The sequence below is a fragment of the Vibrio sp. Y29_XK_CS5 genome (assembly GCF_024181835.1).
Lineage (GTDB): Bacteria > Pseudomonadota > Gammaproteobacteria > Enterobacterales > Vibrionaceae > Vibrio > Vibrio harveyi.
Window position 1 is genome coordinate 300178 of the sequence record NZ_JAMZAM010000001.1, and the last position, 13101, is coordinate 313278.

Here is a 13101-nt window from a genome sequence, read left to right on the forward strand (position 1 = left end):
ATACTGTTGCTAAATGTAATTGTTGCTTATTAATTTAAAGGTGTCTTTTTTATTTTATAATATTTGGTTATGCAAATTAAATTATCTTTCTATTTATAAAGCAAAAATATAGCAAACGATAAAACGACGCTTTGTAATTGAAAATTAAGAATTAATCTAATTGATTTCATGTGTGTAAAGTGAAGATGAAAAAATAGAAATAATCGTCTTAACAATGAGACCAATTGCTGTGCTTAAATGCTGAACGCCGAAACGGCTATTAAAATAAATAGATATAGTGGTAATAAGAGCGATCATAAACCACATAGATAAATGATATTCAGCTTGCTTAATAAAGGTTCCTTAATGTTCTCGTTTCTTCGTATTAATTTAAAATATATATCCTCATTTCTTTATTATAAGTTCAACGTTATTCTTTCTGTCAATTAATTGACTGCTTCGGCGTGCCAGCGTGAAAGTACCGCTCTGTAACGCCCTGATTTGAAAATTATATAAATTCACTGCTGTTTACCTGACCACGTCATTTAGCGGTTCGGGTTCAAGGCATTTTTGCGTTCCTGTCGATTAAATTATTCAAAAAAGATCTGTAAAGGTTCTATATTTTTAATTAGTAGGTCGTTCTAATATTTGTGTGAGTAATAATCATGTTAATTGAGAATGAAAAGTTCTATTGGCTCGGGGATAAACCAACTGAATACGAACTTGAAAATGTAGAGTATATCAATGACGTAGAGGCACTGCCTGCTGGTATGGGAGGTATGTTTTGTGTAAACGCTTCGGAACCAAAGCAACTTGAAGGAATACTTAAAGCTTTTTACCAACAGCAAGAGAGATGGAGTTGGGCTGTCTACACCACGATTGAAACACCATATTCTCGATGTGTTACTGATGGCACTTTTGATTTAACGATGTCCTATAAAGCATGGCAAAGCTCGCGAAGCCGCCTTGAATCGGTACCTCAGGTGACGTTGTTAGATCCGCTGATTGGTTGGCTTGGCATAAATAGAAACCGCAGATTAACGGCGATGAAAAGCCTTGAATCATCTTCAATTTATACGTATCCGCTGATAGAAGCGTTTTACCCTGACATTTACTCAACCTATCGCTATGTGTTGTCCGAGAAAGCAAGAGATATTATAGAAAGTGAACAACTGATGGATCGTATTCGTGTCTGTACGCATTGCAACAGCGGTCACTTGAATTACGTTGAAGTTTGCCCTCAATGCAGCAGTATCGACATTGAGTCTCAGAGTTCGCTCCACTGCTTTACTTGTGGTCACGTTGGTGAGCAGCAGTCATTTCAACGCCGCGGTAAGTTGGAATGCCCAAAGTGTTTAACGCAACTAAGACACATTGGTGTGGACTACGACCGCCCTCTAGAGAATCACGTTTGTAATCAGTGCTCTAATCTTTTTGTTGAAGCAGCAACGATGAGCCAATGCTTGAGTTGTGATGAGAAGATGAAGGTTGATGATCTCGTTGTGCGCAAGCTTTACCAATACCGTTTAGGTGAAGCAGGAGAATACATATTCCAGCACGGAAAGTCCTCTCAAGCTCCTGAGCTCTCAATCAAAGGCAAGGTTGAGAACAGTTTCTTCCAGAACTTACTCGCGTGGCTCAATAAAGTCGCTATGCGCCACAAAGAGCATCACCTACTTTTGGGGTTACACCTTCCATCTTTAGATGAGTACGGAAAGCAGCACGGTGACGCCAAGCTTTTCTCCTTGATGGATCAACTGACTAAGCGTCTTAGTGAGATATTCAGAGATACGGATATCTGCTGCCAATTTAAGCAAGATGTGTTGCTGGTGCTCATGCCGAATACCGAAACGTCTAGCTTATCGGTATTGCAGAACAAACTCTCGGCACTGGGAAGCCAAATTGAAGATGAAGAGTTTGAGCTCAATGTCTTCTCATGGGCACTTCCTCAAGCAAGTATTGAAGATGGCGTAGCGGTATGGTTAGAAACACTGGTTGGTGATATTTATGCTGCAAGATAGTCTTGTTCTGCTTGATTATCTTCGAGGGATGCTGCTTCACAATGAAGAGCTGTGGCTACTGCTATTCCCGGTCATGATTATTATCGAACTGCCCTTGTACCTGTTGGTATTAACGGGCATTTTTCGATGGTCGTATGATCAGGAAGACGTTGAGTTGACGCAGTTTCCATCGATCAGTTTTGTCATCACTTGTTATGGCGAAGGGGATGCGATTGGAATCACCATCGACACTTTAGTTGAACAAGTGTATCCGGGTTACATAGAAATTCTCGCCGTCGTAGATGGTGCGGTACAGAACCAAGATACTTACCAAGCGGCGTTGAACGGAGAACTGCGTCACGCTGGCGTCCGCAATCGCAAAGTACGGGTTATTCCAAAGTGGCAACGTGGCGGACGAGTGTCGACTCTTAATGCTGGTTTATCTGTTGCTCAGGGCGAGATTGTGATTAACGTCGATGGTGATACCTCCTTTGATAACGACATGGTGTTTACCATGATGAAACAATTTACATCGAAAGATGTGATTGCAAGCGGAGGCGCGTTACGGGTTAGAAATCATGACGCCAATATTCTGACAAAAATGCAGTCCTTAGAATACATGTTGTCCATGCAAGCAGGCAAAACTGGGATGGCAAAATGGGGCGTATTAAATAATATTTCAGGTGCGTTTGGGGCTTTTAGAAAAAACTTACTCAAACAAGTGGGTGGCTGGGATACGCATACTGCAGAAGATTTGGATCTAACCATGCGTTTAAAACAATATAAGCGACGCTATCCAAACAATAAATTAGCTTTTGCCACACATGCGATTGGTCATACCGATGTTCCAGATACCTTAAAAGGGCTAGTTATGCAGCGTTTAAGGTGGGATGGCGATTTGCTTTTCCTATTTTTGCGTAAGCACAATGAAGGATTATCACCATCTCTTTTGGGGTGGGGTAATTTTCTATTTACTCTCGCTTATGGTGTGGTTCAAAACGTCTTATTACCTTTGTTAGTTGTTATTTTTACGGTGTATATGCTTATAGCGTATCCGCTTAAAGCTGTTCTGGCGTTAATGCTGTTGCTGTACTTAACGTATTTATTTCTCTCTTTAATTATATTTATTGTTTATATCGGGCTGGTGTCTGAGAGAAAAAAAGAAGACTTAAAATTTACGAAATGGCTATTTCTATACCCCGTTTATCAGTTTTTCATGCGTCTAATAACGGCGTTTTCGATGGTGAATGAGGTAGTAAGACGCAGTCACGAAGAATCTAGCATGGCACCTTGGTGGGTATTGAAACGAGGCAAAAAGTTTTAGTATGAAAGTTAACTTTCACTTAGATAAAAAGAACAAGCCACAATCTGAGAGTGGCATGAAAGTCGCCTACGGTCAGGCGAAGCGTGGTGGTTATCGACTTCGTTGGTATCTGATTTTGGCAATTGTCATTAGCCCGCTGTTATTTATGGCTTATTACTTGTTTAAGACGCAGATTCTAGTGACTGCGCCCGGTATCGTGACCTCTTATCCATTAACGATAACGGCGACTCAAGCCGCAATTGTTGGACCGATTCCGGCGAATGTTGGAGACGAGGTAGGCAAGGGGCAGTCTTTAATTCTATTGGCAGATAGTGCGTTAAACAAAGAAGTCGAGTTTTTACAAAAAGAGTTGGTTTCGTTGTCCAATAACAAGGTTCAAAGTACAGATGAGTTGTACCAGCAAGCGATAGCCAGTACCAAAACAAGCCTCGCTAAGGTGCAACAAATTCAGCAAAAGTACGACCAATTTAGAAAGAAAGGTCAGGTGTCAGAAGTGGATTACGCTGCGGTAGTTAACGTGAGCAATGCCATTGATAGCCAATTGAGCGACCAAGAAATAGCTTACATCAATGCCAAACGTGATAGAGAGCAATTGGCATTGGCGGGGCCGGTTGCACAGCAGTATCGAGCGTTAATGCAAGAGCTTGTCGTAAAGCGTGCCCAACAAGAGAGCTTGACGTTTAGAGCACCGTTTAGTGGTCGAGTTTTGGATATTCATGTTCATGAAGGTTAGCGCGTTACAGAGAATGCACCATTATTGACGGTAGCTCAGAACGTAACACCGGACATTACCGCATTTTTAAATCCTAAGTATCTGGATTACAGCCAAAAAGGAACCAAAGCGAAGGTCATCTTTCCTGACGGTAAAAAGTTATCTGCGACAGTTTCAAGACCGGTTGAAGTGGTTAACAAGCTACCCCAAGAGCTGCAAAGCCCGTTTGAGGGTCAACCAGCGTACCTGAAAGTCACATTATCTTTTGACGAACCCGTAGAGCAAACGAGATGGATTGAGGGCGTTGAAGTGGAAGTTCGTTTTTAACTTAATGAGTTTAATAAATGATAAAAGGGAGCAAATGCTCTAATGCCGTTCACTTAAGGTGAGCGGCATTGTTTTTTCTAGGGTATCGGCTAGGTTTTTTCTTCACTACTCTAGGGAAGGATCTTTCCCGTCTTGGCTCTAATATTAAACTCTCGCTTATTGAGTAAAAGTTCTGGAGTTGCCTAGGTATTGCTCCTGGTGACGAATATGGAAGACCGACTAGCAAGCGCATAATATGGGCTAATGCACCATTGAAGCTTAGTTGGTATGGCAGGTAATCTCCATTCAACGTATGACACATTTGAGCCATTTGATACCTGACCAAGTTATACGTTAGCAAGATACCCCAGAGCTCTTGCTTCACTAATTCTGGAAGTCGACTTCTTAGTGTAAGTCGGTTGCCAAGCATATATTGTTTTTGTTCTCTGTATCCGAGCTCAATTTCCCAGCGGTATCCATAAAGACCAACTATGTCTGATTTTGGGTAAAGCATCGGGTCGGTCATTGAGGTAAGAACATCATATGACTTGCCATTCTTGACCCTCGTGATTAGACGGACAACAACTTCACGTTCTAGCGTTGGCCATTTCTTGCGAGCTTGCGGGTTACTCTTCAGTTTAATGAGTTTATCTTGTCGACCAAGGGACTGAACGACTTCATAATTTAATCCCTTTTTCATTGGGATGAGCCAATGTCGATTTACACCTTTAGCGCTCCACTCTTGAAGTAACCCGAGAGAGTAAAAGCCTTTATCGAAAAGGGTTAGACTGTTGTCGGGAGTCGTTTCTATTAGTTGCTCGGCCAGCGTCATTTCATTCACGGTATAACAGTCGAAAGCGCTGCCTGTGATTAGATGACTGCTTAGTTCCATCTGGCACACCATACGTAGCTGAGGGTACTGTGTTTCTTTACCATCACGATTGGTAGGCTTTGCAAAAGCCTCGGCGTTATCATCAGTATCCTCTGTTCGCCACAAAACCCCATCAACACCAAGCAGTGTGAGTCCGTTCCAGTTGGGTAGTCTTGCATGCTCAAACCAATGTCTTTGCGTACACTTAAAAAGAGCTTTAGCCGCAGATTCACCGAGATTTTTTCTACGCTGTGTTAATGCACTCGGGGCAACAAACGGTTTACCCGAACGGTCGACAATATCGAGCATATTAACGATATCAGCCATAGATTTGTCGTTATAAATAGCCATTCCGACCAACAGCCATGCCATCGATTCCAAAGTCAGTTTTCGCTTTCTAAGAGTGACTGTATCTGTCAGCTCATAGGCATCTTTGATTAGCTCAATCGGTAGGAGGTCTGCGAGAGTTTCGACTTCATTCGGTTTGTAGTTATTTATGATATCGAGGGCTTGAGAAACGTGCATAAAAAAATCCGATAAACAGAGTCTATCGGATTTTTACACATTGGAAGGATCATTCAATTGATCTGCCGATTAATGTTTAACTGATCGGCATTAGAGCAAATGCTCCCTTTTTTGATGAATATCGCGAATAGACTCAGTGCTTCGCGTGATCCAAAAACGCTTGAGTCAGCGTTTGAAACAACGTATCAACACTTAGTTTTTGTTCTATATGGTCGAATAGGGGAGTATGAACGTCGCCACGAATATCATCGTTATGCCCGCAAAGGCGATTACATAGCTTTACTGGTTCAACGATTTTTTCTACGTCAGCATCTATGAGAATACAGGCTTGAGAGAGCACTACTTGTCCTCCGCCTTTTTTCAGTAAGACACGTTGTGCTGTCCCAACCACTTTTTTCCCATCAATATTTAAGTTGTATTCGCCATCACAATAGGAGTTTGGCGTAGCGTGCACATCAACTTTGACACCTAACTGTTTAAAAAACACGGCGAGTACGGAACATAAGTCGAGATACGCTTTTTTAATGTCGTAAGGTTGACCTTCAGGCCAGTGGTAGATATGAGAGAGGTTTATGATCCCCGGAACCTGTGGAACTGGTGCACCGCCGGTTTTACGTGAAAACAGCCTCCAACCTGAGTCTGCTAGACCTTGTTCTAGTTGCTCTGAAATTGTCCACTTCTTACCTGCTGGAAGCACTAGCGTAGGGCTTTTGACTTGCCACAACAGTAATACTTGAGAAAGTTGACCAGATTGAACAAGCTTGATTAACTCGTCTTCTTTGCTGAATACGTCAGCTACTTCTTTAGATTGGTAACGGATCAGTTTGTTTTTCGAAGTCAAATTCAGTCCCTCTTGCCGCTTACTCCTCTGTTTTACTCTAATTTGGTCAAAAAGCAAATCGCCTAGTTATTTATGTTTTCTATTAAATTATTAACTAAAACATAAACTTAATAAAAATCCATTTAATTAAGCTAAATTTTAATGATTTTATTTTGGGTGCAAGTGTTGCGTACGCAATGATTGTTATGTAATCTTTTTTGTACCGTGAGTCCCAACAACATGAAAAGAGAATATCGCTATGAAAAAGACACTCAGCTTTGCTCATCGAATCACCTCTATTAGTGCATACCTGCTCATCATTAGCTTTTTCACCAGTACAGTCGCGGTTGAGTTGTTTGGTGATCATCACACAATTTTGGCGGTTAAAACTTATATCTCGTACGCGATTTGGGCAGTTGTCCCTCTTATGGCAGCAGCCGGCATAACCGGATCAAAGATGGCTCCGAATGTGAAAAAAGGACCTCTAGCGGCAAAGAAAAAGCGTATGCCTTTCGTTGCGATGAACGGCATCTTGATTTTAGTTCCGGCGGCGATTTATTTGCAGCATTTAGCCGCAAGTAATCAGTTTGATACGACCTTCTATGTTGTTCAGTTGGTTGAGTTGCTTGCTGGTTTCACGAACCTAACATTGATGACGCTGAACATTCGCGATGCGCGTGCATTAAAGAAGCCTAAGAAAGCTCCTAAACGAGCGGTTATGTAAAGCATAAAAATAATTTGTTGGTCATTGTCTAAACGATAAATAGAATCCGCAGACGATTTAATTCTAAGGCGATGAAATTATGAAAAAGTTAATGACTGGTGCAGCATTAGCAGCGTTATTAACTGGCTGTGTGACGTTCCCAACACAAGAATCTGAACAAGTAAAAGTGATTTGGGATGACGCAAACGCAATCGCGAACTGCCAACATTTAGGTACAGTGATCGGTTCAGAAGGTCACTTCTATGACTACTGGTTGCATGCGGACAAAGATATGGTTTGGGGAACGCTGAACCAAATGCGTATCAAAGCTGCTGAACTGGGGGGTGACACTCTTTATTTGTACCAACCGCTTGGTTTTTCGAGCTCAGTGACAATGTTCGCTAACGCGTATAAATGCCAGAACTAATAAAAGCAGACCTGAGGTCTGCTTTTGTTTTTGTGTAATCGTCAATTTTGCTATCTAATTCAAGCCCGCCGTTGCTATGGCGACCGCATCAGTAAATGACACCGAGAATGCTTCGTCGGTATTCAACACCTTCGCAGGAAATTCCAGGCTAAGCTTCATTTCGGATGCGACTTCCGACTCGATACTGGTAATGAAAGTGCGTGTTTCTCCCGGAGCAATCACCAGATCAGTTCCGCTTTCTGGACCGAGTTCAGCGATTCCCACGGTTGTTAGACCATTTCCCTCGCTGTCCACTAAGCTCAACAAGGATTCTGATTTGTAGATAAGTTCACCTTTGTCTGTTTGGTATGCCCTAAACGTATTGAAGTTTGGTTGTAGTTCACCATCAGCGGATAGGTTAGTCACAGAGAAGGTCACATTGGAGCCATCGAACTTTTCAACTTTAACCAAAACATTTGGGTCTTGATAGCGAGCTGCTGCTGCTGCCGCTAACTCTTGCTGTCTCTCTTTCTCACGTTCTACTTCTTCTTGGCGCGCCTTTTCTTCTGCGAGCTTCGCTTCTTCTTCAGCAATACGTTTTTCTGCCATCGAATAAGACTTATCGACCATTGTTAGCAGAGCTGGTATTGAAAATGCAGTTAACCCCTCTAAATGGTCAAAATCGATTTTTGCATGCGTAGTGAGTTGGTTGGTTGAGAACTGGCAGTGCCCGTCAATAAGGCTCACAAACGCTACTTCAAAAGTCCCTTGAAGCTTACTCACTTCTACGCCTGCTTTTTCGATGTTTTCTCGTACTTGCTTGATTTCTTCTAATGACTGCTTGGATAACGGTCCATTTGGTGAAACATTGTTAGAGACAGAGACAAGCTCTTCGGTCACAAACGGATTATTTTTTGCTGGGACAACAGTAGTGATTAGATTTGATTTGGTGATGTCTTCACCCAGCAATATCGTCATTTTCTGAGAAGCGGCGGTCTTGTTACCCGCTAGTACGTCGCTACAGTTTGGTGAATTGCCCGCATGCGCTGTTTGTATGGCTGCGAGAGAAAGCATGGCGGACAAGCCCGTGACGACGAGTCCTTTCGATGGTCGATTGTTCATCCTGATAAACCCCTCTGTAATATGATGCGCTAAGCCGACGTGTATAAGACCAATCGCGGATTGGTATAGCGACATTCAGAATGGTTGTAATTGCGTCCTCACCACGTTCATCTTCATCTTCACAAGACGACATTGCTGATGGTGTCAGCTCGACTTTCGATGGTGATAAGCCATCACGATCAAAAGTGTTTGAATTCGCAGATGATGCTGCAAGGGCGATGTCTTTTTTCTGAAAGATAGACGTAACCTTTCCAAGCTTCAAATACGTGATCGAGATCTATTTTTTGCGATAGTGCGAGGATCAAGCGAAAACAGACACTTAAGCTAGAGAGTTGATTTTGAGAGAAAAAAATAAATTTTTTAGGGAACTTTTTATACTGCTGCCTTTGGGACTTAATTCGCATCCCAAAGGCAGGTGATTGGATTCTAAAGGGGAATTCGGATTACAGCGCGTTCAGTACATCAGCTAAACGGGTTACGGCAACTCTGAGTTCATCAGGTGTTGCGTTGGTGAAGTTCAAGCGAAGCGCTGCTTTTACTTCTGAACCTTCTGGGTAGAACACTGGGCTCGGTACGACAGCTACACCGTTCGCAAGCAATGACTTCGCTAGCTCAAACGTATCGCACTCTGGAATCTCCACCCATACGAACATGCCGCCATCAACCGGTTTCAATACACAACTTGTCGGAAGCTGTTTTTCTAATTCTGCATACATCACGTCGTAGCGCGATTTGTATAGCTCACAAATAGTAGAGATGTGGGTTGCAAAGTTATCGTGTTGCAATAGACCGTGCAACAGGGCTTGCATAGGCACGCTAGAATGCAGGTCTGCACCCTGTTTGATTTTAATCAGTGGCTCTAGGTAGCTGGTTTTACCCGTTACAACACCGATTCGTAAACCCGGAGAAGCGATCTTAGAGAAAGAACGCAACACGATAGAGTTTTGTGGGCAGAAGTCAGATACCAATGGCAGAGCTTCACCAGAGAAGCGTAACTCGCGGTATGGTGCATCTTCAATGAAAGCCACGTTGTATTGAATACAAAGCTCCGCAACCTTTTGGCGTGTTTCCAGTGCCCAGCAAACACCTGTTGGGTTATGGAAATCTGGCACGGCGTAGAACATCTTCGGTTGTTGCTTAGCGAAGCATTGCTCCAGCTCATCAAGGTTTGGACCAAATTCTGTTTGAGAAACGGTAACGATGTTTGCTTGAACCAAACCAAACACCTGCATGGCACCCAAGTAACTTGGCGCTTCCATCACGACTTTGTCACCTGGATTCACGTAAGCACGTGCGATCAAATCCAAACCTTGTTGGGAGCCAGTAGTGATCATCGCAGTGTGTGTTTCAGGCAGTTTGAAGTAACCGTTTAGGAAGTTTAGTAGTGGTCCATAGCCTGCCGTTGAACCGTATTGGAAAACTTCAGGCATGTTTGCCAAGTTCTCTAATGTTGGCTTCATCAGCTCGATAGGAAAGGTTTTTTCATCTGGCAAACCACCAGCAAGTGAGATGACGTTTTTATCGCTAGCGGCAGCGAGGATCTCTCGAATGTACGATGACTTTACTTGTTGCAGTGACTGTGCGATTTCCATGTGTTGTGTTTCTCGTATTTTTTAATTTTATGTGAAAGATAGTACATGGGATTTGCTAACTAAGGTGTGTCCATTTATGCTGTTAAACATGTCCATTTATGCTATTTCATTAAAGCGATAAGTTATGAGCCAGCAACAGGTTTCCAGAATCAATGACGTGCTGTTCTATATTCATCAAGACATCAGTAGAGAATTATCCGCCAAAGAGCTAGCTGATGTAGCGGCGTATTCTGAACAGCACTTCCACCGTGTATTTAAAGATGTAGTGGGTGAGTCTATTCATCAATACATACGTCGTACGCGAATGGAATACGCAGCAAACCAGTTGATGTTTGATACTAAATCGTCGGTATTGGAAATCGCTAATAAGTGTGGTTTCAGCTCAGTGTCGTCTTTTAGTCGTGCTTTTAAAGCGACGTTTGAATTGTCTCCAGGAGCATGGCGTAAGCATGACCTTCATGTGGCAGAAAAGCCGTATTTGAAGGATCCGGAAGTGGCAGCAGGGTATCATCGAGTCGCAAAGCGCACTCTACCAGAGCCAAAGATTATTGAAGTTCCACAACGCTTTGCTGCGTACGTTCGCCATGAAGGTTACAACCGTTCGATTCGTAATGCGTGGCTGGTGCTGAAAGCGTGGGCGAACTCTGAGCAGCGTGATTTCTCTACTCAATATGGTTTGCACCATTCCAACCCTGCTTGGGTAGAGCTGGATAAGTGTCGCTATGTCGCGTGCATGGCGATTGATAAACCGCTTAAATACCGTGGTGTGGTGAATCAAATGACCATTCCAGGTGGCTTACACGCGGTGTTCCGATTAACAGGCGTCTATGGTGAGCTTTTGCCGCAAATCAGCATGGTATTGGAAAAGTGGTTACCTAACTCTGGTTTTAAGCAACGTTCGACACCTGCTTATGTGCACTATCATAAAAACCATTTTCTTAATCACGAAGAAGTCTTCGAGTTAGATTTCTATTTACCTATCAGTTTCTTCTAAAAGTCTTTGCTTCAAATTGAATGCTTTACTATTGTGTGGGAAGAAAATAGCCATTAATAACCTCAGACTTTATAGAATAAGTTGAAAATAAAATGAACATAGAACATCTAAAACTTTTCGTTCGTTTAGCATCGACCCACAATATCAGTATGGCGGGACAAGAGCTGGGATTATCTCCTGCGGTTGCTAGTGCCCATATTAATAAATTGGAAGAAGGTTTGGGTGTGCGCCTCGTACATCGAACCACGCGCAAGGTCTCGTTAACAGAAGAGGGGCAGGCATTCTTACCTCATGCTGAGGAAGTGTTGGCAACGGTTGAAGCGGCACGAGGTGCTGTAGGTGTTGGTCACAAGGCGCCAACAGGGACGTTACGAGTCACCGCATCTGCATCTTTTGGGCGCTTGCATTTAGTGCCAGCACTTAAAGGGTTTATGGCAAAGTACCCAGAGCTGACCATTGATTTTCGCTTCTCCGATTCGATTATCGACATGGTGGAAGGTGGCTTCGATGTTGCTGTTCGCCTTGCCGAGCTGAAAGACTCGTCTCTGGTGGCACGCAAACTTGCTCCAGATCGTCGTATTGTTGTCGCGTCACCGGAGTATTTGGCGCAGCATGGCACACCTCAATCGCCAGAAGAGCTTGTAAATCATGAATGTGTGACTTTGGCTGGTTTGGAGAACTGGGTATTTGAAACCCCAGAAGGGCAGTACTCGATGCGCGCTTCTGGCAGCTTTAGAACCGATAATGGTGATGCAATGCGTGATGCTTGCATTGATGGGCTCGGGGTTTCAATTAACTCGATTTGGAGCGTATACAAACAGCTACAAAAAGGCGAGTTAGTCGAAATATTACAAGACTATCCATTAGTGATGAATGCGAGTATCTGGGCGGTCTACCCGAGCTCTCGCCTGATCGCCCCTAAAGTTCGAGCGTTTATTGACTATTTCGCGGAGTATTACGGTCAACCGCCTTATTGGGAGCTTGAACTGGCAGAACAGCAAAAGTAGCCTGAATAATATTCAATGGAAACGCCACTTAATTCGCATTAAGTGGCGTTTTTTCTCATAAAATTAAGAAGATTAGCTGCGACCAAGCATACGTGAGATGGTGCCATCCTTATCGATCACTTGGTGTTTGATAGCGCCAGCAACGTGCAAAACAAACACTAAGATGAGCACTTCTACCGCAGAGTGATGAATCGTTGAGCCAAGCTCTTGCAGCCAAGGTGTTTCTGCGCCTTCTGCGATGATCACCCACCCGAAAATATCAACAGCTCGACCACCGCCAGCACTCATAGCAATACCAGAGATAGGCATTGCTAAGGTGGCTAACAGTAGAATACCGTGGACTGCCTTGGCTGCTTTGTCTTGCCATGCTGGCATCTCAGAAGCTGGTGGTAGAGCGCCTTCTTTTAAGCGCCACACTAGACGAGCAAGAGCGATAACTAAAAGGATAGCGCCTAGCGATTTATGAATCCCGTACCATTCGAATTTTACTGGGCTGCGTGGTAAATCCACCATGTATAAACCAAGTGCGAACACACCAATAAAAGCGAGTCCAGTTACCCAGTGCAAAGCGATAGTTTGCCAAGTTAAAGGTGTTTTGTTGAGCATAAGATAATCCTCTTTTTCTTTGTGGTTATACGAACGATTATCCATTAATGTTGTGAATAGAACTACACATGTCAGTGTAAAGTTGGGTAAATTTTGTTCACAAAAAACGCTCCGAAAGTTGGAGCGTTTTGCGT

Annotated in this window: 11 protein-coding genes and 1 pseudogene; 7 read left to right on the plus strand and 5 right to left on the minus strand. The window is 43.2% G+C overall.

All coding sequences use genetic code 11. The features are described 5' to 3' along the window. Positions 1–644 precede the first annotated feature (644 nt). The 3 genes and pseudogenes from NL647_RS01440 (at position 645) to NL647_RS01450 (ending at position 4342) form a co-directional block, all read left to right on the plus strand. Positions 645–2000: a diguanylate cyclase gene (locus tag NL647_RS01440; RefSeq protein ID WP_239924573.1), complete on the plus strand. Its 1356-nt coding sequence runs from the start codon at positions 645–647 to the stop codon at positions 1998–2000. Beyond that, a complete protein-coding gene (locus NL647_RS01445; RefSeq protein ID WP_253649509.1) occupies positions 1987–3303 on the plus strand; it encodes a glycosyltransferase in 1317 nt (438 codons plus the stop codon). Before NL647_RS01440 ends, NL647_RS01445 begins: the two co-directional genes overlap by 14 nt. A 1-nt stretch (position 3304) precedes the next feature. Next, positions 3305–4342 (plus strand): annotated as a pseudogene (locus tag NL647_RS01450) (HlyD family secretion protein). A gap of 49 nt (positions 4343–4391) precedes the next feature. On the opposite strand, the gene NL647_RS01455 reads toward NL647_RS01450, so the two are convergent. Both NL647_RS01455 and NL647_RS01460 read right to left on the minus strand, forming a co-directional pair. Further along, positions 4392–5717, minus strand: coding sequence for an IS4 family transposase (locus NL647_RS01455; protein ID WP_253649510.1), 1326 nt, complete (start codon positions 5715–5717; stop codon positions 4392–4394). 133 nt (positions 5718–5850) lie between these two features. Continuing rightward, complete coding sequence (locus tag NL647_RS01460; protein WP_050933094.1) at positions 5851–6558, minus strand: lipoate--protein ligase; 708 nt, start codon at positions 6556–6558, stop codon at positions 5851–5853. Between the two features lie 238 nt (positions 6559–6796). On the opposite strand from NL647_RS01460, the gene NL647_RS01465 reads away from it, so the two are divergent. Further along, positions 6797–7261: a hypothetical protein gene (locus NL647_RS01465; RefSeq protein ID WP_253649511.1), complete on the plus strand. Its 465-nt coding sequence runs from the start codon at positions 6797–6799 to the stop codon at positions 7259–7261. A gap of 79 nt (positions 7262–7340) precedes the next feature. Then, positions 7341–7667 carry a DUF4156 domain-containing protein gene (locus tag NL647_RS01470; RefSeq protein WP_005451338.1) on the plus strand — a complete coding sequence of 109 codons (327 nt, stop codon included), beginning with the start codon at positions 7341–7343 and terminating at the stop codon, positions 7665–7667. A 54-nt stretch (positions 7668–7721) separates the two neighbouring features. Here the strand turns inward: NL647_RS01470 and NL647_RS01475 are convergent, their stop codons facing one another. Together NL647_RS01475 and NL647_RS01480 are read right to left on the minus strand one after the other, a co-directional pair. Continuing rightward, the gene (locus NL647_RS01475; RefSeq protein ID WP_253649512.1) at positions 7722–8768 is read right to left on the minus strand and encodes a hypothetical protein; all 1047 of its coding nucleotides are present in this window, start codon (positions 8766–8768) and stop codon (positions 7722–7724) included. 443 nt (positions 8769–9211) lie between these two features. Continuing rightward, complete coding sequence (locus NL647_RS01480; protein WP_005451342.1) at positions 9212–10360, minus strand: PLP-dependent aminotransferase family protein; 1149 nt, start codon at positions 10358–10360, stop codon at positions 9212–9214. Between the two features lie 124 nt (positions 10361–10484). On the opposite strand from NL647_RS01480, the gene NL647_RS01485 reads away from it, so the two are divergent. Both NL647_RS01485 and NL647_RS01490 read left to right on the plus strand, forming a co-directional pair. Further along, a complete protein-coding gene (locus NL647_RS01485; RefSeq protein ID WP_253649513.1) occupies positions 10485–11354 on the plus strand; it encodes a GyrI-like domain-containing protein in 870 nt (289 codons plus the stop codon). Positions 11355–11446: 92 nt separating this feature from the next. Continuing rightward, positions 11447–12361, plus strand: coding sequence for a LysR family transcriptional regulator (locus NL647_RS01490; protein ID WP_005451346.1), 915 nt, complete (start codon positions 11447–11449; stop codon positions 12359–12361). 72 nt (positions 12362–12433) lie between these two features. Here the strand turns inward: NL647_RS01490 and NL647_RS01495 are convergent, their stop codons facing one another. Further along, a complete protein-coding gene (locus NL647_RS01495) occupies positions 12434–12967 on the minus strand; it encodes a cytochrome b (RefSeq protein ID WP_009700145.1) in 534 nt (177 codons plus the stop codon). Between the last annotated feature and the right edge of the window lie 134 nt (positions 12968–13101).